The sequence below is a fragment of the uncultured Thalassospira sp. genome (genome assembly GCF_963976115.1).
In the GTDB taxonomy this organism is placed as follows: Bacteria; Pseudomonadota; Alphaproteobacteria; order Rhodospirillales; family Thalassospiraceae; genus Thalassospira.
The window spans coordinates 225,421-249,966 of the sequence record NZ_CAXBJJ010000007.1; the positions used below are offsets into that span (position 1 = coordinate 225,421).

21 protein-coding genes are annotated in these 24,546 nt (G+C 53.6%); 14 read left to right on the forward strand and 7 right to left on the reverse strand.

The features are described from left to right. Window positions 1-200 precede the first annotated feature (200 nt). The 3 genes from putA (at window position 201) to AAC086_RS11125 (ending at window position 5,305) form a co-directional block, all read left to right on the forward strand. Window positions 201-4,010: a bifunctional proline dehydrogenase/L-glutamate gamma-semialdehyde dehydrogenase PutA gene (gene putA, locus AAC086_RS11115; protein WP_339778734.1), complete on the forward strand. Its 3,810-nt coding sequence runs from the start codon at window positions 201-203 to the stop codon at window positions 4,008-4,010. Between the two features lie 263 nt (window positions 4,011-4,273). Beyond that, entirely contained in the window at window positions 4,274-4,909 is a 636-nt protein-coding gene (locus AAC086_RS11120) for a BON domain-containing protein (protein ID WP_339778735.1), read from the forward strand. 162 nt (window positions 4,910-5,071) lie between these two features. Further along, window positions 5,072-5,305: a (2Fe-2S)-binding protein gene (locus tag AAC086_RS11125; RefSeq protein ID WP_339778737.1), complete on the forward strand. Its 234-nt coding sequence runs from the start codon at window positions 5,072-5,074 to the stop codon at window positions 5,303-5,305. A gap of 113 nt (window positions 5,306-5,418) precedes the next feature. Here AAC086_RS11125 and AAC086_RS11130 read toward each other — a convergent pair whose 3' ends face one another. After that, the gene (locus AAC086_RS11130; protein WP_339778738.1) at window positions 5,419-6,468 is read right to left on the reverse strand and encodes a Glu/Leu/Phe/Val dehydrogenase dimerization domain-containing protein; all 1,050 of its coding nucleotides are present in this window, start codon (window positions 6,466-6,468) and stop codon (window positions 5,419-5,421) included. 402 nt (window positions 6,469-6,870) lie between these two features. Here AAC086_RS11130 and AAC086_RS11135 point away from each other — a divergent pair, with 402 nt between their 5' ends. Continuing rightward, window positions 6,871-7,104 (forward strand): hypothetical protein, encoded by a 234-nt coding sequence (locus AAC086_RS11135; protein ID WP_339778740.1) that lies wholly within the window; start codon window positions 6,871-6,873, stop codon window positions 7,102-7,104. Window positions 7,105-7,214: 110 nt separating this feature from the next. Here AAC086_RS11135 and AAC086_RS11140 read toward each other — a convergent pair whose 3' ends face one another. From AAC086_RS11140 to AAC086_RS11155, 4 genes are all read right to left on the reverse strand, one after another. Beyond that, the gene (locus AAC086_RS11140) at window positions 7,215-7,814 is read right to left on the reverse strand and encodes a 2-hydroxychromene-2-carboxylate isomerase (RefSeq protein ID WP_339778741.1); all 600 of its coding nucleotides are present in this window, start codon (window positions 7,812-7,814) and stop codon (window positions 7,215-7,217) included. 68 nt (window positions 7,815-7,882) lie between these two features. After that, window positions 7,883-9,049 (reverse strand): endo alpha-1,4 polygalactosaminidase, encoded by a 1,167-nt coding sequence (locus AAC086_RS11145; RefSeq protein WP_339778742.1) that lies wholly within the window; start codon window positions 9,047-9,049, stop codon window positions 7,883-7,885. 2 nt (window positions 9,050-9,051) lie between these two features. After that, complete coding sequence (locus tag AAC086_RS11150; RefSeq protein WP_339778743.1) at window positions 9,052-10,194, reverse strand: NAD(P)/FAD-dependent oxidoreductase; 1,143 nt, start codon at window positions 10,192-10,194, stop codon at window positions 9,052-9,054. A gap of 5 nt (window positions 10,195-10,199) precedes the next feature. Further along, window positions 10,200-11,261: a hypothetical protein gene (locus AAC086_RS11155; RefSeq protein ID WP_339778744.1), complete on the reverse strand. Its 1,062-nt coding sequence runs from the start codon at window positions 11,259-11,261 to the stop codon at window positions 10,200-10,202. A 256-nt stretch (window positions 11,262-11,517) separates the two neighbouring features. Between AAC086_RS11155 and AAC086_RS11160 the strand changes: the two genes are divergently transcribed. The 6 genes from AAC086_RS11160 (at window position 11,518) to AAC086_RS11185 (ending at window position 17,841) form a co-directional block, all read left to right on the forward strand. Further along, window positions 11,518-12,393, forward strand: a complete 876-nt coding sequence (locus AAC086_RS11160; protein ID WP_339778822.1) for a division plane positioning ATPase MipZ — start codon at window positions 11,518-11,520, stop codon at window positions 12,391-12,393. A 94-nt stretch (window positions 12,394-12,487) separates the two neighbouring features. Continuing rightward, window positions 12,488-13,222: a VWA domain-containing protein gene (locus AAC086_RS11165; RefSeq protein ID WP_339778745.1), complete on the forward strand. Its 735-nt coding sequence runs from the start codon at window positions 12,488-12,490 to the stop codon at window positions 13,220-13,222. Next, window positions 13,222-14,031 carry a molecular chaperone DnaJ gene (locus AAC086_RS11170; RefSeq protein ID WP_339778746.1) on the forward strand — a complete coding sequence of 270 codons (810 nt, stop codon included), beginning with the start codon at window positions 13,222-13,224 and terminating at the stop codon, window positions 14,029-14,031. The genes AAC086_RS11165 and AAC086_RS11170 overlap by 1 nt, the downstream gene beginning before the upstream one ends. 120 nt (window positions 14,032-14,151) lie before the next feature. Then, on the forward strand, window positions 14,152-15,039 hold the full coding sequence (gene galU, locus AAC086_RS11175; protein ID WP_339778747.1) for a UTP--glucose-1-phosphate uridylyltransferase GalU: 888 nt from the start codon (window positions 14,152-14,154) through the stop codon (window positions 15,037-15,039). A gap of 63 nt (window positions 15,040-15,102) precedes the next feature. Then, window positions 15,103-16,422 carry a UDP-glucose/GDP-mannose dehydrogenase family protein gene (locus tag AAC086_RS11180; protein WP_339778748.1) on the forward strand — a complete coding sequence of 440 codons (1,320 nt, stop codon included), beginning with the start codon at window positions 15,103-15,105 and terminating at the stop codon, window positions 16,420-16,422. A gap of 3 nt (window positions 16,423-16,425) precedes the next feature. Next, the gene (locus AAC086_RS11185) at window positions 16,426-17,841 is read left to right on the forward strand and encodes a phosphomannomutase/phosphoglucomutase (protein WP_339778749.1); all 1,416 of its coding nucleotides are present in this window, start codon (window positions 16,426-16,428) and stop codon (window positions 17,839-17,841) included. Between the two features lie 163 nt (window positions 17,842-18,004). Here AAC086_RS11185 and AAC086_RS11190 read toward each other — a convergent pair whose 3' ends face one another. Beyond that, on the reverse strand, window positions 18,005-19,318 hold the full coding sequence (locus tag AAC086_RS11190) for a D-alanyl-D-alanine carboxypeptidase (protein WP_339778750.1): 1,314 nt from the start codon (window positions 19,316-19,318) through the stop codon (window positions 18,005-18,007). 173 nt (window positions 19,319-19,491) lie between these two features. On the opposite strand from AAC086_RS11190, the gene AAC086_RS11195 reads away from it, so the two are divergent. After that, window positions 19,492-20,238: a hypothetical protein gene (locus tag AAC086_RS11195; RefSeq protein ID WP_339778751.1), complete on the forward strand. Its 747-nt coding sequence runs from the start codon at window positions 19,492-19,494 to the stop codon at window positions 20,236-20,238. On the opposite strand, the gene AAC086_RS11200 is transcribed toward AAC086_RS11195, so the two are convergent. Further along, window positions 20,232-20,762: a hypothetical protein gene (locus AAC086_RS11200; protein ID WP_339778752.1), complete on the reverse strand. Its 531-nt coding sequence runs from the start codon at window positions 20,760-20,762 to the stop codon at window positions 20,232-20,234. The two genes, AAC086_RS11195 and AAC086_RS11200, sit on opposite strands and share 7 nt — an antisense overlap. 4 nt (window positions 20,763-20,766) lie before the next feature. Between AAC086_RS11200 and AAC086_RS11205 the strand changes: the two genes are divergently transcribed. The 3 genes from AAC086_RS11205 to clpA all read left to right on the forward strand — a co-directional run bounded on the left by AAC086_RS11205 (window position 20,767) and on the right by clpA (window position 24,512). Then, window positions 20,767-21,507 carry a phasin family protein gene (locus tag AAC086_RS11205; RefSeq protein WP_339778753.1) on the forward strand — a complete coding sequence of 247 codons (741 nt, stop codon included), beginning with the start codon at window positions 20,767-20,769 and terminating at the stop codon, window positions 21,505-21,507. A 350-nt stretch (window positions 21,508-21,857) separates the two neighbouring features. Continuing rightward, window positions 21,858-22,184, forward strand: coding sequence for an ATP-dependent Clp protease adapter ClpS (gene clpS, locus AAC086_RS11210; RefSeq protein ID WP_339778754.1), 327 nt, complete (start codon window positions 21,858-21,860; stop codon window positions 22,182-22,184). Window positions 22,185-22,190: 6 nt separating this feature from the next. Further along, complete coding sequence (clpA, locus tag AAC086_RS11215; protein WP_339778755.1) at window positions 22,191-24,512, forward strand: ATP-dependent Clp protease ATP-binding subunit ClpA; 2,322 nt, start codon at window positions 22,191-22,193, stop codon at window positions 24,510-24,512. The last annotated feature ends 34 nt before the right edge of the window (window positions 24,513-24,546 follow it).

Here is a 24,546-nt window from a genome sequence, read left to right on the forward strand (position 1 = left end):
AATTTTGAAGTTAATGTGGATGATATATCGCAAATTTGGGAAAAATGGCAGCATATTTTTCTAAATCGTTATTATTCTGGAGCCATTATAGAGGCCCGAGCGTTTCAACCTTGTCGGGAAAATGCGGATGATAACCGCCTCGTCTGATTGATGCGCTTGATTGCGGGCTGTGTCTTAGTGAACAGGGAGTTTTTTGCGTGATGTTTCGTTCCCCTTTGCCTGCAACCGATAAACGGCGGGACCAGATCCGGGCCACATACCGGTGTGATGAAGAAGCCGTTGTTAATAATCTGATCGAGCAGGCGACATTGTCGTTAGATGACAAGGCAAGGGTGCAGGAAAAGGCCTATCAACTGGTGGCGAACGTGCGCGCCGCAGATACGGGCAAAACCGGCATTGACGCATTGCTGCATGAATATGAACTGACCAGCAAGGAAGGCGTTATTCTGATGTGCCTGGCCGAAGCCCTGCTTCGCGTGCCAGACGCGGTTACCGCCGATAAACTTATCCAGGACAAATTGTACGACGCCGACTGGAACAGCCATTTGGGCCATAGCGGCAGCTTTTTTGTCAATGCCTCGACCTGGGGGCTGATGCTGACCGGCCGGGTGATCCGTTTTGGCCGTGAAGAACGTGCCAACCCCGGCGCCCTGATCAAACGCATGATCGCCCGTTCGGGCGAACCGGTTATCCGCCGTGCCTTTAACCAGGCCATGCGCGTAATGGGCCGCCAGTTTGTGATGGGCCGCACCATTGCCGAAGCCGCCGAGCGCGCCCGGGCCAACGAAGAAAAAGGCTATCGTTATTCCTATGACATGCTGGGCGAAGCGGCCCGCACCATGGAAGATGCCGATCGTTATTTTAAATCCTACGAAGACGCCATTGCTGAAATTGGCAAGGTCGCCAAAGGGCGCGGGCCCATTGACAGCCCCGGTATTTCGGTAAAACTGTCGGCCATTCATCCGCGCTATGATTTTGCCAATCGCGACCGGGTGATGGACGAACTTGTCCCGCGTCTGAAGGCGCTGGTGATGATGGCGAAAAAACACGATATCGGCTTTACCGTCGATGCCGAGGAAGCCAACCGTCTGGACCTGTCGCTTGATGTGATTGAGGCGGTGTTTGCCGACCCCGACCTGGATGGTTGGGAAGGTTTTGGTCTGGCGGTGCAGGCCTATCAGAAACGTGCTTATCATGTGCTGGAATGGCTGGCTGATTTATCAGTCCGGGTGGGGCGCAAGATGATGGTGCGTCTGGTCAAAGGGGCTTATTGGGATACCGAAGTTAAAAACAGCCAGGAAAACGGTTTTGAGGGGTACCCGGTTTTTACCCGCAAGGCCGCGACCGATGTGTCCTATATTGCCTGTGCGCGGTTGATGCTGTCGCGCCGCGATGCATTTTATTGCCAGTTTGCCAGCCACAATGCCCACACTGTTGCGGCCATTCTGGCAATGGCGGGCAATGACCGCAGTTTTGAATTTCAGCGTCTGCATGGCATGGGCGAGGCCCTGTATGAACAGATTGTGGGCAAAACCGGCGAAAACATTCCCTGTCGTGTTTATGCCCCGGTTGGCACTCATGAAGATTTGCTGGCCTATCTGGTGCGCCGTCTGCTTGAAAACGGGGCCAATACCAGCTTTGTGAACCGTATTCAGGATGATCAACTGCCGATCGAGGAAATGATTGCCGATCCGGTTGAGAAAATGGCGGCCTTGCCGCGCAAGGCGCATCCGAAAATTCCGGCCCCGATTGATTTGTACGGGGCAGGGCGCATCAATTCACGCGGGATGGATTTGACCGACCCGACCAGGCTGGTGCCGCTTGAAGATCATATGAAAGAGTTGGCGAAAAATGACTGGCGCGCCGCTCCGCTGATTAATGGCGAATGGCAGGATGGCGAAAGCCATGACGTGATCAGCCCGGTGGATCGCAGCGAAAAGGTCGGTACTGTGGTTATGGCCGGGGCCGAACAGGTCGAAGCCGCCCTTGTCGCGGCCAGTGCCGGTTATCCCGCCTGGAATGCCACATCCGCCGCCGAACGGGCGGCCTGCCTGCGTCGCCTTGGCGATTTGCTGGAAGACAACCTTGATACGTTTATATTGCTGTGCCAGCGCGAAGCCGGGAAGCTGTATTCCGATGGGGTCGCCGAAGTGCGCGAGGCCGTGGATTTTTGCCGTTATTATGCCAATCGGTGCGAAGAATTGTACCGTGAAGGCAGCGTGATGGAAGGGCGCGGGGTGTTTGTTTGCATCAGCCCGTGGAACTTTCCGCTGGCGATTTTCCTGGGCCAGGTTACAGCGGCCCTTGCCGCCGGTAATGCCGTTATTGCCAAACCTGCGGAGCAAACATCACTGATTGCCGCCAGGGCCGCCGAGCTGATTTTGGCAGCAGGTGTGCCAGGAAGCGCGTTTCAGTTGCTGCCAGGGTCGGGGCGCAAACTGGGTGATATTCTGATGAATGATCGTCGGGTGGCCGGTGTGGCCTTTACCGGGTCGACCGAAACCGCCCAGGTGATCAACCGCAACCTTGCCAGGCGGCCCGGTGCGCCGGTACCGCTGATCGCCGAAACCGGTGGTCAGAACGCCATGATTGTCGATTCAACGGCCCTTCCCGAACAGGTGGTTCAGGATGTGGTGATATCGGGTTTCCAGTCAGCCGGGCAGCGCTGTTCAGCCTTGCGGGTGTTGTTTGTGCAAGAAGACATTGCCGATAAACTATGCCACATGCTGGTTGGCGCGATGAAGGAATTGCGCGTTGGCGACCCGGCCTATCTCGATATTGATGTCGGGCCGGTAATTGACGACAAAGCACAGGCGATGTTGCAAAAACATGCCGATCGCATGAAACGCGAGGCAAAATTGCTGTATGCCTGCGAGATGTTGCCAGAAACCGGTAAAGGCACGTTCTTTGCCCCGCATTGTGTGGAAATTTCCAGCCTTGATGTGCTCGAGCGCGAGGTGTTTGGCCCGATTGTCCATGTCGTGCGGTTCAAGGCGCGCGAGTTGGACAAGGTGTTGGATCAGATTAACGATGCGGGCTATGGCTTAACGCTGGGTGTGCATTCGCGCATTGATGGCACCGCACGCCACATCGCCCGGAAATTGCGTGTTGGCAACTGCTATGTTAACCGCAACATGATTGGGGCAGTGGTGGGTGTGCAGCCGTTTGGCGGACAGGGTAAATCAGGTACCGGTCCAAAGGCCGGTGGGCCGCATTATGTTGCCCGCTTTGCCAAACCGGTTGCGGATCAGGGCAAGGTGGTCGTTGGTGATGCGTCGTTGGCCGATGATCGCGAAACCATTTTTGTCAATACGCCGGTCCCGGCCAGCGTGTTGAGCCAACTGGCCAAAAGCCAGATTGAATGGCAAGAAACGCCCGGTGATAAACGCATGAAGATGCTGGAAGACCTTGCATCGGCGCTGCTGGCCGAAGGCAGTGATGAACTGGCAAAAGGGGCGCAGCACTTTGCCGATTTTGCCGGAATTTCGCAAAATGGCTTTGTGGCACCAGTGCGGTTGCCTGGGCCGACGGGAGAAACCAATGATCTGGAATTGCTGGGGCGCGGGGTTTATCTGGTCCAGGCGGATCAAGGTGCTGAACCCGGCCGTGTGATGCGCCATGTTGCGGCGGCGGTGGCAGCGGGCAACGCGGTTTTGCTTGCAGGCAACGATAAATGGCTGTCGCGCCTGGAAAAGCAGTTTGCGGCACATGACCTGCCAAAATCATTGCTGCGGGTTGTTGGCGATGATGCCGGGTTGGCAACCATGTATGGTGGCGCAATTGCCGGTGTGTCCTGTGTGGCACCCTTGCCCCGTGTCACGGTGTTCAAGCAGGTGCTGGCGCGGCGTGACGGGGCGATTCTGTCATTGATTTCCGATAGCGGGATTGAAGATGACGGGGCCTTGCCAGGCGAGATGTTCATGCACCGGTTTGCCACTGAAAAAACCGTCACGATCAATACAACGGCGGCTGGCGGCAATGCCTCGCTGATGTCGATGGAAGAAGCCTGATTTCATCATTATCCGTTTTCGATAACGGCAAAAATGCCTGCAACACGATGTTGCAGGCATTTTTGTCTGGAAAATTTTACAAAAACCTGACAATTGCCGAAGATATTTTGAATTGCCATAATCGCGGACTTATTTTGTCATAATGTGTTGGTATGAAAGCAAAAATAACATGGTCACGTCGAACTGGCCTGCCGGGCGGATTGTTTGGATATTTGGCAAATTTGACTGACGGCCACACAGGCACGTAAAACAGGAGTATCGCGATGACGAGGACTTCACGAGGTTGGCGCCGGACATTGCAGGTGGTTGCGCTGGGGATTGTTTTTAGCGCCCCGCTGGCTGCTTGCGGGCCATTGCAAATGCCGGTCGAAAACCGGGCAGGGGATGATCAATGGCTTGATACCAAAATCAAAACCGAGATTTTGGGGGAATTTGCCAAGGTCGATCATAGCTATCTGATTGATGTGAACGTCGATATTTGGAAACAGCAGGTCATGGTGACCGGTATGGTTGATTCCAAGGGTAAATATTACGACGTCATGTCGATTATCCGGCAGGATAAACGGATCAAGAAGATCTACGATCACCTTCAGATCGCCGATGCCCGGACAGTTGCAGAATATCGCGATGCAGAAAAAAAGTATGGCGAAGAGAATGCCGTACCTGCCGATTCGGCCAGGCAATCGGTTTCTGATGTGTGGATCGAAAGCCAGATCAAGGCATTGTTGCTGGCAGAAAAGGGCGTGCGGTCTGTTAATTACCGCTGGCAGTCGGTTGGCAATGTTGTCTACATCATGGGCGAGTCGGCCAATAAAACCGAATATGACAAGGTGCTCAGCATTGTTCGCCGGATCAAGGGTGTGACCAAAGTGGTCAGCCATGTCTCGGTCATCGGATGAGCTTCTAACGAAACGATAATGCCAGAATGCGATCCGCAGCCCCTAACAGGCTGCGGTTTTTTTTGCGGATAAAACAGGATATTTGACCGAAATCATTTGAAACCCATTCGCATTTGCACTATTGAAGGTGCATGTAACTAATAACTGATTGCATTTGCACTTATGTTTGTTTGTGTTTGTAATGCCCTTAATCAGGGCGATGTAAAACGCGCTGCAATGCAGGGCAACGCAACGCGTCCGGCGGATGTGTTTCGGTTTCACGGCTGCAAACCCCAATGCGGTAAATGTGCCTGCCATATGCGGTCCGAACTGAACCAGCATTGCTGTTCGGGCGAGAACGGTCAGGATCGTATCGTTGCCAATGTGGCGGCAGATAAGGCCATTGCGGCTGAATAAAGCATGTTTGGGCGTCGTTATGGATGACGCCGGGCAAAATTGGTTATTAAAAAAGGCGAAGCCGTTTGGGCCTCGCCTTTGTCGTATCTGCGCTATCGGTGTTTTTTTGCCGGTTATGGTTTTTTGCCAAAGCGCTCTTTTGCCAGTTGGTCGGCGATGAAACCGGTGGATTTGTTATGGCGTGCGGCACGCTCGAAAATTTCGCGCACGGTGTCACCAATGCTTTCTATATGGCGTTTGGTGTCGGCAACCGGGCGACCTTCACGGCAATAATAAACTTCGACCACGCCCCCCGCGTTAATCACATAATCGGGTGCGTATAGCACGCCCATCTCGCGCAGCATCTCGCCGTGACGGTCCGCTTCAAGCTGGTTGTTGGCGGCCCCGGCAATGATCCCGGCTTTCAGGTTGGCAATCGCGGTATCGTTAATGATGCCGCCCAAGGCACAAGGGGCCAGAATGTCGGCATTAACCGACAGGATTTCGTCGATCGAAACGGCGGTTGCACCCAGTTCGGTGGTGGCACGTTCGACCGCAGCGGGGTTGATATCGGCAACGATCAGCTCGGCCCCGGCATTGTGCAACATGGCACATAAATGGAAACCAACATTGCCCAGGCCCTGTACCGCCACGCGCAGGCCGGTTAAATCATCACTATTGTGTTTGAATTTGACGGCTTCTTTCAGACCGATAAAAACACCATAGGCCGTGAAAGGCGAGGGATCACCGGTGCGTTCCGCATCCTTGCCATCGTTGATGCCACCAACATGACGGGTCTGGCGGGCAATTTCGCGCATATCAGCGGGGCTGGTGCCGACATCTTCAGCAACGATATAGCGGCCTTTCAGACGGTTGATCGCGCGGCCAACAGCATGGAACAGGGCCGGGGTCTTTTCGCGACGCGGATCGCCAATAATGACAGATTTACCCCCACCCAGAGGCAAATTGACCAGGGCTGACTTGTAGGTCATGCCGCGCGACAGGCGTAGTACGTCGTGAATGGCATCCTGTTCGCTGGCATAGGGCCACATGCGGCACCCGCCCAGCGACGGACCTAAATTGGTGTTGTGAACCGCGATTATGGCCTTCAGGCCGGTTTCAGGATCGCTGGCGAAAACAACCTGTTCGTGGTTGTCAAAAGCGGAATCGGAAAAAATGGTCATCCTGGTGCAGCCTCCCGGGCTGATTTTGTTATAATTGGCGCGAATAAAAAGGTTTCTTACCCTGAATGTTTGCGGCGAGGGGGGACGGGCGGCAAACGGAAAATCGTGACAGGATTAAAAAAGACCGTTTCGAAGAAAACCCCGGGATTGTGCGGAACTTAATGTCTGGTACAGGTCTGTTTTGTAATTTTATTTCGTGCACTTATTGCAAGTCGACCATGCAAAACCGACGTGCTGTCGTTTCTTGTGTTTCAATTAAATTACGAATCATACACGATGATTTACGGCTCGTTAAACTACTGGTCGCAGACTTGCGGTTGATATTTCACTTCTTGTTAGAGATATCATCGGGACATATCAAAGCGTCTGGTCGGACGCTGACAGCAAAAGGAGTTTCGGGGGATGTCAGCTTTTACAGACCACCGGAAGCGGGTTTATCAAGTTGGGTTACACAATCAGGTCGTGCGCGAATGCGTAAAAGAAAACCGTTCTCACGCCTTGTATGATGATCGATGGGCCGATGTTCAGACCCACGAAGTTGCTGCACAGACCAAAACAAAGGCACTTGCCCTGATCGAAAAAAATTATCCGTCCTGTGACGGGTTTGTTGTCGATCACGTCAAACGCCACGATTGATAATTGGCTGCGATGATGTGCCATAAATGCGTGGTGCGCCAATCGTGGTTCTGTCGCATATAGTTTATCTGAAAAAGGGCGGGACCCACACCCGCCCTTTTTTATTCAGATCAGTCTTGTGTTGCCAGGGCGCGGTCGACAAAATCCAGTCGGTCCTGACCCCAGAACATTTCATCGCCGATAAAATAGGTTGGAACGCCAAAAATATTGGCGGTTACGGCGTCCCGGGTGTAGGCGTCATAGGTATCCATGACGGTGCTATCCTGTGCCAGTTCCAGATATTGCGAAGACAAACCGTTCGCGTGCAGGGCTTCGGCAATGACATCGGGCGATGATGCGTCGCGATCATTGAGCCAGATGTCCTCCATAAGGGTGGCGATCAGGTTTGTAACGTCCTGACCATCAATTTTTGCCGCGATGATAGTGCCTGCTGCCAGTTGCTCGTTCGTCGGGAAAAATTTTGGATTTTCATTGAGCGGAATACCGAGATAACGGCGCCAGCGTTTCAATTCGACCATACGGTATTCCTGACGGGGCAGGGGCCGTTGTTTGAGCGGCAGCCCGCCGCCATGCTTGAATATTTCGCTGGCTTTAACCGGGCGGTGGTCAATTTTGGCGTTGTGACGGGTGGCAATTTCGGCGACGCGGCGAATGCCAAGAAACGCCCAGGGGGACTGGACGAAAAAATAGTGGGTAATGATCCTGGACACTGTTTTCTCCTTTAGGTCTGACGATGTTACGCCATTTTCTGAATGACGATATAGCGCCTGATTTCAGCCTATTGGTCAATCCACCATCGATAATCATTGATGCCGTCTAGCACAATTCCGTCAAAACCAAGTTGCATCAGGCCAGCGACATAACTGTTGGCGTTACCGAAAATAATATTCTGCCATTGCGGATCCCAGTAATAAACATGGTTTTCCTGGCCCCAGCGACCGTTGTTACTGGCCCCGCTAATGAAATCGGGCGATCCGGCGCGCCAGTCATTGCGCCAGTAATAACGATAGGTCTGTGCGGTGCCAATATCGATATATGCCAGTAACAGGCGCGGCGTGCCGAGCTTTTTGTAGCGCAGTTTACGAATGTCATCGAAGGTAAGCGGCGTTGTCCCGCGATCAAACGCATCCAGGATCAGGATGTCGTAATTGGTATTGGCAAGGGCGTCCACATAGGCGTCCTTGTTGCCGAAGGGTCCGCTATCGACCACCATTGCAAAATTCCGGGCCTTGTGAAGGGTATCGATCACAAACGGGTTTTCATTTAACGGGGTCGCGGGCACCTTGGCCAACGCCGCCAGTTGCATGTCGGGGGGCGGTGCTGCGTAATAGAGCGGGTCCAGCGCTTTGGTTCTGGCGCGGGACTTGCGGATATTTTCCAGCTTGTCGGTATAATCAAGCATGAAAAACCGCATTCCAGTGTCGGAAAGACGCCCCAGATATTGCTGGTCGTATTTAACCTCGCCGTCGGTGTTTTCCTTGTTGTAACCATCGCGGCCATAATTGGGTGCCTCGACCAGCATGCCATCTAGCGCACGGATAAAGTTTCGTGCCGGTTTGGCATCGGATTTTGTGACAAACAGGCCAGGTTCGATGAATGTCGTCAGGTCCAGCCCGTTCATGGCGACGATTGAAAAATCGCTGCGTTGGCTTTTTGCCCAGCGGCTAAGTGAAATGACCATTTTGCGCATTTCTTCGGCGAAGTCGCGCTTGGGTTTGGTATCGTCTTTGCTGGCATCGCCCGGCTTGGGGCCCGTGGACAGGCTGTTGGCTGGCGGGATGAAGGGTTCCAGTGTCTGGCCGGTTGCCCGCATAGACATGCCGGTCATGGTTATGCCCGCAGATATGGCTATGGCAATGGCCGTCACGGTCAATGTACGGGCAGGCAGCGAGCGGACGATCAGATCTATCATATTGTGGAAACGGAACGGGCGGGGATGAACCATAATCACGATGCCACTTTTCTTGCCAGAGACGGTGTTAATTGCGCACAAACATAGTCGGCAATTGCCATTGATGCGGTCAGGCCCGGCGATTCGATTCCATAAAGGGCAACCAAACCATTCAAACCGTGGCTGTTTGGGCCTGCGATCATGAAGTCGCGTGCGGCTTCGCCCCTGGCCTGGATCTTGGGGCGGATTCCGGCATATCCGGGCTGTAAGGCGCTTTCGTCAAGGTCGGGGTAATATCGACGAATGGCTTGGGCAAAAGCAGCACGACGGTTTTCATCCACGCTGTAATCGGGGCTATCGACCCAGGTAACATCGGGGCCAAACCGGGCTTGTCCGCCCAGATCCAGTGTCAGGTGAATGCCCAGTCCGGCCTGTTCGGGGGCAGGATAAATCAGGGTGGAAAAAGGGTTTTTGCCGCCAAGGGTGAAATAGATGCCCCGGGCATAATTTTGCGGCGGGATTGTTTCGGGGTGTAAGCCCGCCAGGGCACGGGCAAGTGTCTGTGTGTGCAGGCCCCCGGCAATGATCAGTTCCTTGCAGGAAATTTGCATTTCTTCACCGCTGGTATCAACAGTATCAAGGATATACATGCCATCGCGGTGGCAACCAGACACAACATTGGTGTTCAAGGCCAGTGTTGCCCCGGCAATTTCGGCATCGCCCAGTAATGACAGCATCAATTCATGGGAATCAATGATACCGGTTGACGGGCTTTCAAGGGCGGCAACCCCCTTGAGGGCCGGTTCGCGCCGTTTGATTTCATCTGCGGTTTGCCATGTCAGATCGAGAACACCATTGTCGATCGCGTGGCGTTCGATCTGGCGCAAAGCCTCGATCTGGCTGTTGTCGGTTGCGACAATCAGCTTTCCTGTCCGGCGGTGGTTTACACCGCGATCCGCACAATAATCATAAAGCATTTTCCTGCCGGTTACACATAACTGCGCCTTCAGGCTGCCTTTTGGGTAGTACAACCCGGCATGAATGACTTCGCTGTTGCGCGAACTGGTCTCGGTGCCAATGGCATCATGGCGCTCGATGATCATGACCTCGCGACCGGATAATGCCAGTGCGCGCGCACAGGCCAAGCCAACGACGCCTGCGCCAATGACGATTGTTTCGATGTCATGATCATGCGTCATATATGTTATTGCCCTGCCTGGCGAAAAAATACCGGCTGGCCGGTATTGTCCTGGCCATCGCCTTTAACATGGGATGGGTCCGTGCTGGTATAGGTGCCCCGGGCTGAGGCGCCGTCCGTACAAAAAACGGCCCAGTTGCCAAAGGGCAATGTCGGTGTTTCGTAGCGTCCGTCTTCATGCTGCCAGTATCCTTCACAATGACGATTGGCATCATCGATGATCATTGTGCCTTCACCGGCCGGTTTGTCAAATTTCAGGGCCCCGCTGCCATCGGTGTTGTTCCAGCGTGTGGCAATGCCAATGCCTTCATCCGCCGGAATCATCGCCGCCTGTGGCTGGCCTGTCATCACTGTGGTTTGTGGGACGGTATTGTTTGCCATTACCCCGTTGCTGGTTGCCGATGATGGTTTGTTCACTTCTGTATTTGCAGGGGCGATGGCAGGAACCTGACCGTTCGTGACCGGCGCGCCAGCATTGTTGGGCAAATTTATATCAAATCGCAGGAAAAAGTTTGCCGCAAAATCGCGGGCGGCGACCGGGTCCATTTGCTGTGCTGGTGTTGGATGGGCGGGGGCGGTTTGTGCTGCAATCGGCTCGCAGAAATAACCCAGAAGCTGGCTGCCGCGTTGATCTGCGCGGGTGGGTTCCCAGCGGCCTGAAAAACTGATGCATTGGGCATTTTCGCGGGCAAAGGGCAAAACCATGATCGGGCCGCTGGGGGTTTGATAGCTAAAACTGTCGCCATTCTGGCGGCTTTTGTTTTTAAGTGCGTCAAACATCCCCAGCAATTTTACCGGTGGCGTATCGGTGCGAAAGGCAAATCCGGGGCTGGTTTCAGAAAAAACCGATTCGATATAGATCTGGTTTGATGAATGGGCGTTGTCGCTTTGGTCCAGCCAGCGGGCGACAGATACGGTACTGTTCGACCGGACCTGGCGCAAATATACCGCGCCGGAATTAAAGGGCGGATGATAGCGCACCGGGCTTTCTGTTGCCGAAACATTCAAAAAGCCGCCCTCCCCTTGGGCCATGGCACTGCCTGCCAGGCCAAGAAACCCCAGCGCCATAAGTCCTGCTGTCAAATTCCCCGTAAAGGTCACAAACTTTTCCCCCGTTGCGCCTGCTGTCTTTGTTGCTTCGATTATTCTATGTTTAGCGCCATGACAGGAAATTGGCTAGGGTAGAGCTGATTTGTCCCGTGACATCTGCGTCTTTATGCTTGATTTTTGATGGCAAAGGCGTTCATTCACGGGCGATGGGGACTTTTGGTTTTCAGAACGATATGACGGAGAGCGCGTAATGACGGGGGACGCAACCGCCACCATGACCGAAATCAAGGGCCAGAGCGACGCCAATGCTACCGGCGGTCGCGGCAAACGCGCACATGTTATTGTGATTGGTAACGAAAAAGGCGGGTCGGGTAAATCGACAACGGCCATGCATTTGATCGTGGCTTTGCTGAAAATGGATTTTTCAGTGGGCTCGCTCGATATTGACGCCCGTCAGGGAACCCTGACCCGTTACGTCGAAAACCGGGCGGCTTTTAATGCGGCCCGTGGCCTTTCGTTAAAAATGCCGGTGCATTATCCGATTTATCGCAGCGACGACAGCGATGCAATGGCCGCCAAGCACGACGAACGTGAACGCTTTACCAATGCCTTGGGCGAATTGGTGATCAATCATGATTTTGTTGTGATGGATTGTCCGGGCAGCGACAATTACCTTTCGCGGTTGTCACATGCCTGTGCCGACACCCTGATCACGCCGATCAATGACAGTTATATCGACCTTGATATGCTGGCCCGGATAGAGCCGGAGACCCTGAATGTTCTGGGGCCCAGCTTGTATGCCGAAATGGTCTGGGATGCGCGCAAGCGCCGGGCTGCGGTCGATGGCGGAACCATTGACTGGATTGTGATGCGAAACCGGTTGTCGCATCTTGATGCGCGGAATAAACGCGATATCGCTGAAATTCTCGACAAGTTGGCAAGCCGGGTACATTTCCGTGTCGCACCGGGGTTTGGCGAGCGCGTGATTTATCGTGAATTGTTTCTCAACGGATTAACGCTTCTTGATTTGCGCGAAAAAGGGGTCGGTATTAGCATGAGCATGTCGCACATGGCAGCCCGTCAGGAAGTGCGCCAGTTGCTTGAGGTTATCGGGTTTACCCCGAGTGATGGCGAAGAATTGCCGATCTGATCTGGTTTGCCATGCTGTCTTTGTGCCGGGCGGTGGTGTTAAATGCCGTCGGGCGATGATGCTTTAGGATCCAAAATCACTGATCGGTTTTACCATGGCTGGCAAAGATAAGGCTGTTTCAACCTCGTCAAGCGACCAGGATATCGCACGTTTCGTTAAACAGGCGCATGCGGTGGCAAAACATGCGCCGGGGTCCGGTCCGGCGCAGGGACGTATCGTATTTGCCATGGATGCCACCGCCAGCCGCCAGCCGCACTGGGATATGGCCGCGCATATTCAGTCCGAAATGTTTGATGCCGTTGCCCGGATGGGCACGCTCGATATTCAACTGGTGTTTTTTCGCGGTTTTGGTGAATGCAAAGCCAGTGGCTGGTGCCGCGATGCCGGCCAGTTGCGCGACAAAATGACAGCCGTGCAATGCCGGGCCGGGCGCACCCAGATTGCGCGCGTCTTGACCCATGTTGCCAACCAGAACCGCAAACACCCCGACCAGCCGGTTAATGCTCTTGTTTATGTGGGCGATTACGTTGAAGAAGCTGCCGATGACCTGGGGCATTTTGCGGCACAATTGGGGATAGCCGGGACGCGCGTCTTTGTTTTTCAAGATGGACATGATCGCAGTGCGGAAAAGATATTTCGCGATATGGCCCGTCTTGGCAATGGGGCTTTTGCCCGGCTTGACGGCACTGCAGCATCTGTTTTGCGCGATTTACTTGGGGCAGTTGCGTCGTTTATTTTGGGTGGGTTCGACGCGCTAACAGATTACAATAAAACAAAATCATCGGCGGATATTCGCTTTTTGACTGATCAATTGCGACGGAAAAACTGATGCAGTGGGTTTTGCTTGGCGTAGGCCTTTTTCTTGCCACAGGGTTTGTTCTGCGGTGGCTTGCCAATGCGAAACCGGCAGATATTCGGCAATTGGGGTTTGGATTGATTGCCGTTATTCTGGTGCTGGTCGGTCTTTGGTTGCTGTTAACCGGCAAGCTCGCGGCTATGGTCATGGCCCTTTTTGCTGCCATACCATTTCTTTTTCGTGTCCTCAAATTTGGCTTATTGTGGCCATTTTTCAAGAAGATGTTCGGGGGTGCCCACAATTGGGGCAAAGGGGCGAGCCCGCACGGTGCCAATGGTGGCCGTCGTAAAGATCGCTTCTCTGAAATCAGGACGCAGTTTCTGGTGATGCAGCTTGAGCATGGCTCAGGTCGGCTTGGTGGACAGATTATTTTGGGCAGATATGCCGGACGAGACCTTGACGGACTGAAACTTGACGAACTGCAATTTTTGTATGTTGAATGTTGCGGCGCACAAGACCAAAGCCGAACGGTGCTTGAGACGTATTTTGATCGTCGATCTGATTGTCAGGACTGGCGGAATTGGGACTGTGTGGAACGAACCAAGAGCAATTCGTCGAGGCAGGAACAAAATGGAGGCAATAGCGGGTTTCGTTCTGACGGGATGGATGCCACGGAAGCCTGTAAAATTCTGGGTCTGGGAAAAAATCCGGGCCGTGCAGAGATCAATCACGCCTATCAAACCTTAATCAAGGCGGTACACCCTGATCATGGCGGTTCGGACTATTTGGCATCCCGGGTCAATGCAGCACGACAGGTGCTCTTACAAAATTGTGGCGATTGATGTGGTCCCTGGAAGGGTCGCTTGATCAATGATCTGATAGTGTGGCAAAAGCGATGTATATTTGCTGCAAATTGAGCGACCTAGCGCATCCGTTGCCGCCAAAAACAAAGGAAATAAAGTATGACCAAACGTATTAAAAAGGCGGTTTTCCCGGTGGCGGGCATGGGCACGCGGTTTTTGCCTGCAACCAAGGCAATGCCCAAGGAAATGTTGCCTGTTGTCGACAAACCGTTGATCCAGTACGCGGTTGAAGAAGCAATCGCCGCAGGTATTGAAGAATTCATCTTTATCACCGGTCGCGGCAAAACCGCGATCGAGGATCATTTTGACCGCTCAGCCGAACTTGAAGCGATCCTGCTGGAGCGCGGCAAGCACGAAGCGCTGGAAACGGCATTGTCGATGATTCCGGAAAACGGTCGTGTAACCTATACCCGCCAGGGCAACCCGCTGGGCTTGGGCCATGCTGTGTTATGCGCCAAATCGCTGATCGGCGATGAACCGTTTGTCGTTTTGCTGGCCGATGACCTTATCCAGTCAAAAGTGCCGTGCATGAAGCAGATGGTTGAAAGCTATGGCCGCACCGGTGGCAACATGGTTGCTGTGATGGACGTGCCGCGCGAAGAAACCAAACGTTATGGTGTTCTGGAAGTCGAGGGCACCAATGGTCGCCTCGTCAGTGCCATTGGTATGGTTGAAAAACCCGATCCGAAAGATGCGCCGTCAACCCTTTCGGCAATTGGCCGCTATATTCTCGATCCGGGTATTTTCGACGTGCTGGAATCCATTCCGCGTGGGGCTGGCAATGAAATCCAGTTGACCGATGCGCTTGCCGCGATGATTGGCAAGGTGCCGTTTTATGGCTATCGTTTCGAAGGGCAGCGTTTTGATTGCGGGAACAAGGTTGGCTTTTTGAAAGCGACACTGGCCTTCGCGCTTGAACGTCCGGATCTGCGCGATGATATGCGCGCCCTGATCAGGGAATTTGCTGAACTCGAAGCCGCGAAATAAAAGATTTTATTGAATGTCCGGGGGTGTTGCTCCCGGACAATGTTTTAATGGGGTAAAACATCCATGCATGTTGCAATGATTGGCACCGGCTATGTCGGTTTGGTTTCCGGGGCCTGCTTTTCGGAGTTTGGGACTGACGTCATTTGTGTTGATAAGGACGTTAGCAAGATCGAACGCCTGGAGCAGGGCATCATGCCAATTTATGAGCCGGGCCTTGATGTGCTGGTTGAGAACAATGTTAAGGCCGGGCGTCTTCATTTTACGACCGATCTTAAAAAAGGTGTCAAAGATGCCGATGTTGTTTTCATTGCCGTTGGCACGCCGACACGACGTGGCGATGGCCATGCCGATCTGAGCTATGTTTACGCCGCAGCCGAGGAAATTGCCGAGGCAATGGACGGGTTTACCGTTATTGTCACCAAGTCGACGGTTCCGGTTGGCACGGGGCGTGAAGTGGAACGGATTATTCGTGCCAAACGCCCGGATGCCGAATTCGCCGTTGTGTCGAACCCGGAGTTTTTGCGCGAAGGGTCGGCCATTGGCGATTTCATGCGCCCGGACCGGGTGGTGATTGGGACCAGCAACGAGCGGGCGCGTGCCGTTATGTCTGACCTGTATCGTCCGCTTTATCTGATCGAAACGCCGATTGTCTTTACCACCCGTGAAACGTCGGAAATGATCAAATATGCGGCCAATACGTTTTTGGCGGCTAAAATTACCTTCATCAACGAAATCGCAGATTTGTGCGAAAAAGTGGGTGCCGACGTGCATGATGTTGCCCGCGGGATTGGCCTTGATGGCCGGATTGGCAAGAAGTTTTTGCATCCTGGTCCCGGTTATGGCGGGTCTTGCTTCCCCAAGGATACTTTGGCGCTTGTGCGTACGGCCCAGGAACATAATTCGCCGTTGCGCATTATTGAAACAGTGGTTGCTGTCAATAACGACCGTAAAAAAGCCATGGCCGAACGCATTATCAAGGCCTGCGGTGGAAGTGTTGCTGGCAAAACCATCGGTCTTCTTGGTTTGGCATTCAAACCCAATACAGATGATATGCGTGATTCACCCAGCCTGGATGTTGTCCCGGCCCTGATCGCGGCCGGCGCCACTGTGCGGGCCTATGACCCCGAAGCAATGGACGAGGCTGCCAAGTTGCTTGAAGGGCTGATTTATTGCGAAACCGCTTTTGACACCATCGAAGGGGCAGATGCGATGGTCGTCATGACGGAATGGAACGAGTTTCGCGGGTTGAACCTGAAACGCGTAAAAGCTGCTTTGAAATCACCCGTGGTGGTGGATTTGCGAAATGTGTACGAGCCGCGCGAGATGAAAGATCATGGCTTTGATTATAGCTGTATCGGTCGCGGCACAATCGGAGGCAATTAACGTATGACCGCTTCGGATGGCCATAAATTTGATCCGTCGATGCTGCGCGAATATGACGTGCGCGGTGTTGTTGGCAAAACCCTTCACCCAGAAGACGCCCACGCGCTGGGCCGTGCGTTCGGAACAATGGTTCGGCGTAGCGGCGGCACACGTGTTGCCGTTGGCCGCGATGGTCGTTTAAGCTCGCCCGATCTGGCCGATGCCCTGATCAAGGGCATTCGCACGACCGGGTGCGATGTGCTGCGCATTGGCCAAGGCCCAACGCCGATGCTGTATTTTACGGTTTACAACCAGAAAACCGATGCTGGCATCATGGTCACCGGTTCGCACAATCCACCTGACTATAATGGCTTTAAAATGCTGAATGCCGGAAAATCGGTATTTGGCGAAGCCATTCAGGAACTGGGTCGGATCGCCGAACAGGGTGATTTTGAACGTGGTGCCGGTGGTCTGGATGACATTGATATCGAAGACCGCTATGTCGACCGGCTTGTCGATGAACTTGATATTAATGTTGCCAAACCGATGACCATTGTGTGGGATTGCGGCAACGGTGCTTCTGGCGATGTTGTTCGCAGGCTGACGGCGAAGTTGCCCGGTACGCATCATTTGTTGTTTGACGATATCGACGGCACGTTCCCCAATCACCACCCGGACCCGACTGTCGAAGCCAATCTGGTTGATTTGAAAGCTGCCGTTGCCAAATACAATGCCGATTGGGGCGTTGCCTTTGACGGGGACGGGGACCGGATTGGCGTGGTTGACGGCCAGGGCCGTGTTTTGTGGGGCGACCAGCTGTTGCAGATTTATGCAGCGGATGTTCTCGAACGTGTGCCGGGCGGGGCGATTATCGCCGATGTTAAAGCCAGCCAGACATTGTTTGACGAAGTAACCCGATTGGGTGGCAAAGCCATCATGTGGAAAACGGGGCATTCCCTGATCAAGACCAAAATGATCGAGGAAAAGGCCCCGATCGCGGGCGAAATGAGTGGCCATATTTTCTTTGCCGAACGTTATTACGGCTATGATGATGCCACCTATGCGGCGGTTCGCCTGTATCGCATTCTGGTACAAAGCGGCAAAAGCCTGGATATGTGGCGCGATGCCATGCCGGTTGCGGTTAATACCCCTGAAACCCGCATTGAATGCCCCGATGATCGCAAATTTGCCCTGATCGAAGAAGTACGTGCCCGGCTTGCCGACACAGGTGCAGAAGTTAATGGCATTGATGGTGTGCGTGTGCGAACCGAAGATGGCTGGTGGCTGCTGCGTGCCTCTAACACCCAGCCTGCCATCGTTGCCCGTTGCGAGGCCGCAGATGATGCCGGGCTTGAACGCCTTAAGGGGCAGGTGGCATCCCAGTTGCAAAAAAGCGGCCTGGAAAGCGCTGATTTTTTTGCTGCGGGCGGCGGACACTGATCGCGATTTGCGGGTTTGAAATCTGACTGGTTAAATTAAACCCGAAGGTCTTCGTACCTTCGGGTTTTTATTGGGGCACCCATGCCGGGCTCACCAATAAAAAGAAAGGGGCCACCCAAAGGGCAGCCCGAATCGAAAATCTCTGTGCGTTTTAACGGCTCTGTTACCCGGCATCGTCGAGTGTGACGACCGGGATGCAGGCCATGTTCTGGCGTTGCAGGGCGGCACAGGCGCTGCGCGCGTCTTTCTCGGCACCAAAGCCGACCAGACGGGCGCGATAAACCACACCGCTATCTGATTCCTGCTGTTCCACGGCAGCACGGGTCAGGCGCAAGATTTCCGGCGCAGTACGGGCCGCTGTCAGGACTGCTTCCTGGGCCCGGCGCTGGTCGCTAAAGGCACCAACCTGAATGCCCCAGCCACCTTGTGTCGGTTTGATGCGGGTAACGATTGTCTCGGTATCGATGTGACCGGGGATCTGGCCTTCGTTCGCATTGTTCAGCTTGGCGATCAGCAATTGTGTGTCGGCAGGTAGAATTTTATCCTGCGGGCTGACGCGGGGCCGCGGCGGAATGATTTCGCCGTCTTTTTTTAGTTCGACATAGGCTTTATCAAGCAGCTTTTTCATCTGATCGTCGCGCGACCGTGCCGTGCGACCCCCAAAAACCGCGCCGATCAGGCGTTTGCCGTCGCGTTTTACCGAGGCCACCAGGTTAAAGCCCGAAGCATTGATAAAGCCGGTTTTGATCCCATCGGTGCCATAATAGGACGCGAGAAGATTGTTATGGTTGCCATAGGTGCGGTTGCCATAGGTAAATTTCTGCGTCGAAAAGAAGTGGTAATAGTCGCCAAAATCATTGCGCAGCCGCAAGGCGAGGCGAACCATGTCGCGTGCCGTGGTCATTTGCCCGCGATTCGGCAATCCCGATGCATTGCGAAACGTCGTGCTTTTCATGCCGATCTTGCGGGCTGTTGCTGTCATCATCTGGGCAAATTTGGTTTCGCTGCCCCCCAGATATTCACCAATAACAACGGCAACATCGTTGGCTGATTTGGTGACAAGTGCCAGGATCGCGTCCTGAACGCTAATGGTATCGCCCGGCTGAACGCCAAGCTTGGACGGGGCCTGCCCCCACGCCCGATTGGAAACAGGCATGCGGGTCGCCAGCGTGACCTTGCCGCTATCAAGGGCGCTAAACAGCATGTAAAGGGTCATGATTTTCGTCAGTGACGCCGGATACACTTTTTGGTCTGCCCGATATTCGTGCAGAACCTGGCCGCTTTCGGCGTCAATGATCAGGGCGGTATAGGTCCGCGCGTTGGCTGGTGCACTGACAAAGGACAGAGCCAGCAAGGCGAACACAAAGATGCTCAGCACACATAAAAGCCGACGGCCTGTCATGCGTGATGGCAAAAAGTCAACGGAGTCTGGTTGTCTGGTCGGCATGGCAGGGCCGACGCGAAACAGAGAAATCATAAACAATGTCCGGTTAACGAGTATCCCCAAGACGGTTAAACTCAGCATGCCAGTCCCGACTAAAAAAATGCTTAACAGAAATAACAATACTGACAGGTCAATGTGCCTTGCCGATGCCCCAATTGCACGCAACTTTATCCTCCGTGACCGAGTCTGTCAAAATAGAGGTAGGAATGCCCACAGAAATACATAGACCGCGCAATGACGTAGCACCAAAGCGGCCCGCATTTCTTAAGTTTGCAACGGCGCTGGCCACGGCTGCGATTCTGGGTGGCTGTAGCTATACGGCCACCAGTGACATTGCGAATCCGGTTGTTCGCAAGGCAAGCTGGTTTTCATATTTAAATGCCGATGACCTGAGAGTTGCCTGTTCGGCAGGTGAAGCAGAAGGCCGGATTCGCATCGTTTATAATGCTGATTATTATAAGGATGTGCGGACATTTGATATTACGCCGCAAACCGGCACCGACAATTTCATGTTGGTATCGCATATGTTCGGCCCGCTCGATGTCAGCGAAATGAATGTTTCTGTGCGTTCGCCTCTGGGCGCCTTTAGTGGCGAACCGGCTCGCCAAACCCTGACACGCCAGCAATATCTGACATTGACCGACGCCCTCCAGCAGGATGGTTTTGGCACCCAGAGCCGCGAGGGACTGCGTTTGCATTCGGAGGACTATTACTGGGTCGCACTTGGATGTTCACAAAAGCAGATGACCCTGGCCGCCTGGGCCAATGGCGATGATGATTTAAGGGACCTGCATTTCCCGATCGTTCTGGAAAAGGTTTCTGGCCAGGTTGATCCGTTGCCACCGGTACCTGACCCGGATGCCCTAAAAGTACCGGATCCAACGATAGGAAGTCACAGGGATTCTCAGGACCGTAATTTTTATCGCACGGTTCGTGGAAATACCCTTCAGTAAAATATGGTGTAAACGGGTTGGCTTTTGCCAGCCCGTTTGTTTTTAAAAGAGTTTTTCGGGCGGTCGTGTTTTGTGAATTCAATTTCACGAAAGTATCCTTGACGTTTTCTGTATTTCCATCTAGAGTTTTGCTGCATTGCAACATCGATATGGCTATCCTGAAACTCGTAAATGGAGGACGGCACAATGGTGACGACCCCGAACAAGGTGCCTGCAAAGTCTGAGAAATCGTCAGTATCCAGCGAAAAAAGCACTGTTTCGGCAGTGGCTTCTGACTCACCTGTCAAAACAGGGCAAGCCGGTGCTGCATCTGCGAAAACATCGGTGTCGTCTGGCGTGCCTGAAGCACAAAAAACGCCCTCTGGTAGTGTAACAAGCAGCGAGGCCGCGCCGACGGTCGCTGTAAGCAAAGCCAGGGCGACTCCTGCAAAGTCTTCGGCATCGAAAACTGCGCGCCCGCAACGGGCCGCTGCAGCAGATGCCAGCAAACCAGCAGAAAAATCTGCCGGGGCTACCACAGCCAAGACTATGGCTGCGCCGGTCAAAAAATCGGCGCAAACTGTGAAGCCGGTAACGGCCCAGCAGGCTGAAGCTGCTAAAACCACCGCCAGTACAGCTACCAAAGCCGCTAGCAGTGCCGCAAGCAAGGCAGCCGAACCGGCACCAAAGGCCCCCGAGATCGTCGCGCCGGTGGCGAAGGTGGCGGTCAGTGTCGATGACAAAGCCGCCGACGATACGATCAAGATCGAACAAAAAGTGGAAACCGGGATTCCGCTGCCGTTGGTTCCGGTATCGCAGCTTTTTGAGGTTTGGCAGTCCGGCGATGTTGCGGAACTGGTGACATCGGCACAGGAAGCCGCAAACGAAGCCCTTGCCAGCATGGTTGATGTTGTCGCTGACCAGAGCGATGTGTTTTCCAATGCCGGTTCACAATTTGCCTGTCAGTGTGAAGATTTGCTGCAGTCGCAGTTTTCCAATTGGGATGATGTGATGCAGGCGTCGTCGAAAATAGCTGAATCCAGTGGCCTGCTTGGCAAAGAATGGATGGCGTGGATGCAGCGTGAATTTGATGCTGCGCAGTCCGACTTTGAGGCCCTTGCCAAAGTGGAAAGCATTGAAGATGTGCAGGAAATTAATGGGCGCATCGTCAAGCGGCTGATTGATGACGGTTTTGATGAACAATCCCGTATTCAGGAAATCTGGCTGGGTATGTGGAACGATGGTATTTCGCTGATGGGAAAAAGCTGGGAAACCAAGCAGGCAGGCTGATCGGGTTGTAAAACCTGTTGGCAGAGGCAAGTGGTGCTGTTGTGCCTTTGCCTTTTGGTGTCGCAAGGCGATTTGATTTAGACGGGCGCGGTCGTGGATCGCGCCCGTTTTTTGGTTTTAAACCCCAGGCGGTGTTTTCCGGGCGGGGTGCTGTGGTCGCAGTCACAAATTGGTGTTGATGGCGGGCAAGCAAGTTTTATCCCTGCGTCTTGCGCCACAGCATTCGCACCTTACATGACATGTAAACGAGCAATGATTTCGTGGACTGAGTTTACGGGGCTTTGAAACAAAGCCATGTTGACCTATCATGTTTTCCAAGGTGCAAACAAAAGGATTCCGGTTAGCAGGTTATGAGTGATCAGGGCAATCAGGACAACGGTCTCCCGACCACGGGAGTGGTAACAAAGACACGGCCGAAAACCAAAAAACCGGCAATGTACAAGGTGTTGTTGCTTAATGATGACTACACGCCGATGGAATTTGTCGTTCTCGTCCTGGAGCAGTTCTTTGGCAAGGGACGTGAAGAGGCGACGGCAATCATGTTGCAGGTTCATCGCAAGGGCGTTGGGATTTGTGGTGTGTTTACCTATGAAATCGCTGAAACCAAGGTCAATCAGGTGATGGACCTGGCACGCCAGAACCAGCACCCGTTGCAGTGCACGATAGAGAAGGAGTAGTCATACATGCTCTCGCGTAATCTGGAAGAAAGCCTTCACCGTGCGCTTGCATATGCATCCGAGCGGCGACACGAATATGCAACGCTGGAACATTTGCTGTTATCGCTGACCGAGGATCAGGACGCGATTGCTGTGTTTAAAGCCTGCCGGGTCGATGTTGAGCGGCTGCGCAGTGAATTGCGCGACTTTGCCGACAGCGAACTTTCGGGCCTGATCAGCGCCCGTCTGGTTGACCCCAAGCCGACCGCCGGTTTCCAGCGTGTCATTCAACGGGCGGCCATTCATGTACAATCTTCTGGTCGCGAAGAAGTGACCGGTGCCAATGTTCTTGTTGCCCTGTTTTCCGAGCGCGAATCCCACGCGGTCTATTATCTGCAATTGCAAGATATGACCCGGCTTGATGCAGTGAACTATATTTCGCATGGCATTGCCAAAACGCCTGAACTAAACGAACGCCGCGTTCCGCGGGGTGCCGAAGAAGATCTGAGCGCCCCGGGGGCCCCCGATGCAGACGAACCTGGCGCTGCAGCCAAGGACGGCGAGGCGCTAACAGCTTATTGCGTCAATTTGAATGCCAAGGCGCAAAAAGGCAAAATTGACCCGCTGATTGGCCGCCAAAGCGAAATTGACCGCACCATTCAGGTCTTGTGCCGTCGTACCAAAAATAACCCGCTTTATGTGGGCGACCCGGGTGTGGGTAAAACTGCCATTGCCGAAGGGCTGGCCAAACGTATTGTTGATGGCGATGTGCCGGAAGTTTTGTTGGGGGCAACAATTTTTGCCCTCGATATGGGGTCGCTTCTGGCTGGCACGCGCTATCGCGGTGATTTTGAAGAACGCCTTAAGGCCGTGGTCAAGGAACTTGAAGAGCACGATAATGCTGTTCTCTTCATTGATGAAATTCATACCGTGATTGGTGCGGGTGCGACATCGGGCGGGGCAATGGATGCCTCTAATCTGTTGAAACCAGCCCTCGCAAGTGGTGCTTTGCGCTGTATCGGCTCGACGACCTACAAGGAATTCCGGGGTCATTTTGAAAAAGACCGTGCCCTTGTGCGCCGTTTTCAGAAAATTGATGTTGATGAGCCATCTTTGGAAGACACCATCAAGATCCTCAAAGGGCTGAAACCCTATTACGAGGAACATCACCATGTGCGCTATACCAACGAAGCCATTCGTTCGGCGGTTGAGCTGGCGTCGCGTTACATTAACGATCGCAAGCGCCCCGATAGCGCCATTGATGTGATTGACGAAGTTGGCGCGTCGCGGATGCTGGTTGCACCGAGCAAGCGCAAGCGCACCATCAGCAAGCGTGACGTGGAAGAAATTGTTGCCAAAATTGCCCGTATTCCGGCGAAATCGGTATCGAGCGATGACCGCAAGGCATTGCAGAATATTGAGCGTGACCTGAAAACGGTGGTGTTTGGTCAGGATAAGGCGATTGAGGCCCTTTCAAGTGCAATCAAGCTGGCCCGTGCCGGTTTGCGCGAGCCTGAAAAGCCAATTGGCTCTTACCTGTTTTCCGGGCCGACCGGGGTTGGCAAAACTGAAGTCACCAAACAGTTGGCCAATGTTATGGGGATCGAGTTTATCCGCTTCGACATGTCGGAATATATGGAGCGCCACAGCGTTTCGCGTCTGATTGGTGCGCCTCCCGGCTATGTTGGCTTTGACCAGGGGGGGCTTTTAACCGATGCTGTTGATCAGCACCCCCACGCGGTGGTGTTGCTTGACGAAATTGAGAAGGCCCACCCAGACCTGTTTAATATTTTGTTGCAGGTTATGGATCACGGCAAGCTGACCGACAATAATGGCAAGATGGTTGATTTCCGTAATATCGTGTTGGTGATGACAACCAATGCCGGTGCAACCGATATGGCAAAACCTGCCATCGGCTTTATGCGTGATCAGCGTATCGGCGAGGACGAGGAGGCCATCAAGCGGACCTTCAGTCCTGAATTCCGTAATCGTCTTGATGCCGTCATTCCGTTTACCCATCTGCAGGCCGATGTCGTCAAGATGGTGGTCGACAAGTTTATTCTGCAGCTTGAAGTGCAGTTGGCGGATCGTAATGTGTCGATTGAACTGACCGAAGCCGCGCGAGCCTGGCTTGCCGAGCGTGGCTATGACCCTGCCTTTGGTGCGCGTCCACTGGGGCGGGTTATCCAAGAGCACGTTAAAAAGCCGTTGGCCGAAGAATTGCTGTTTGGCAAACTTGAAAAGGGCGGGTCTGTTCTGGTTGATATTGAGGATAACGGTGTTGTATTCCGTTTTCCTGATCACCATGAGGGGCAAAGTGAAACCCGTGATCCTGAGATGGTCGAATAGTGATTTTGGCTGATTTTATCGGCGGTATGGTTCA

What these genes read in the sequence shown, in the direction of transcription:
- putA (WP_339778734.1), top strand. Translation starts at nt 201, where the DNA reads ATGTTTCGTTCCCCTTTGCCTGCAACCGATAAACGGCGGGACCAGATC.
- AAC086_RS11120 (WP_339778735.1), top strand. Translation starts at nt 4,274, where the DNA reads ATGACGAGGACTTCACGAGGTTGGCGCCGGACATTGCAGGTGGTTGCG.
- AAC086_RS11125 (WP_339778737.1), top strand. Translation starts at nt 5,072, where the DNA reads ATGTTTGTTTGTGTTTGTAATGCCCTTAATCAGGGCGATGTAAAACGC.
- AAC086_RS11130 (WP_339778738.1), bottom strand. Translation starts at nt 6,468, where the DNA reads ATGACCATTTTTTCCGATTCCGCTTTTGACAACCACGAACAGGTTGTT.
- AAC086_RS11135 (WP_339778740.1), top strand. Translation starts at nt 6,871, where the DNA reads ATGTCAGCTTTTACAGACCACCGGAAGCGGGTTTATCAAGTTGGGTTA.
- AAC086_RS11145 (WP_339778742.1), bottom strand. Translation starts at nt 9,049, where the DNA reads ATGGTTCATCCCCGCCCGTTCCGTTTCCACAATATGATAGATCTGATC.
- AAC086_RS11150 (WP_339778743.1), bottom strand. Translation starts at nt 10,194, where the DNA reads ATGACGCATGATCATGACATCGAAACAATCGTCATTGGCGCAGGCGTC.
- AAC086_RS11155 (WP_339778744.1), bottom strand. Translation starts at nt 11,261, where the DNA reads ATGGCGCTGGGGTTTCTTGGCCTGGCAGGCAGTGCCATGGCCCAAGGG.
- AAC086_RS11160 (WP_339778822.1), top strand. Translation starts at nt 11,518, where the DNA reads ATGACCGAAATCAAGGGCCAGAGCGACGCCAATGCTACCGGCGGTCGC.
- AAC086_RS11165 (WP_339778745.1), top strand. Translation starts at nt 12,488, where the DNA reads ATGGCTGGCAAAGATAAGGCTGTTTCAACCTCGTCAAGCGACCAGGAT.
- AAC086_RS11170 (WP_339778746.1), top strand. Translation starts at nt 13,222, where the DNA reads ATGCAGTGGGTTTTGCTTGGCGTAGGCCTTTTTCTTGCCACAGGGTTT.
- galU (WP_339778747.1), top strand. Translation starts at nt 14,152, where the DNA reads ATGACCAAACGTATTAAAAAGGCGGTTTTCCCGGTGGCGGGCATGGGC.
- AAC086_RS11180 (WP_339778748.1), top strand. Translation starts at nt 15,103, where the DNA reads ATGCATGTTGCAATGATTGGCACCGGCTATGTCGGTTTGGTTTCCGGG.
- AAC086_RS11185 (WP_339778749.1), top strand. Translation starts at nt 16,426, where the DNA reads ATGACCGCTTCGGATGGCCATAAATTTGATCCGTCGATGCTGCGCGAA.
- AAC086_RS11190 (WP_339778750.1), bottom strand. Translation starts at nt 19,318, where the DNA reads ATGATTTCTCTGTTTCGCGTCGGCCCTGCCATGCCGACCAGACAACCA.
- AAC086_RS11195 (WP_339778751.1), top strand. Translation starts at nt 19,492, where the DNA reads ATGCCCACAGAAATACATAGACCGCGCAATGACGTAGCACCAAAGCGG.
- AAC086_RS11205 (WP_339778753.1), top strand. Translation starts at nt 20,767, where the DNA reads ATGGCTGCGCCGGTCAAAAAATCGGCGCAAACTGTGAAGCCGGTAACG.
- clpS (WP_339778754.1), top strand. Translation starts at nt 21,858, where the DNA reads ATGAGTGATCAGGGCAATCAGGACAACGGTCTCCCGACCACGGGAGTG.
- clpA (WP_339778755.1), top strand. Translation starts at nt 22,191, where the DNA reads ATGCTCTCGCGTAATCTGGAAGAAAGCCTTCACCGTGCGCTTGCATAT.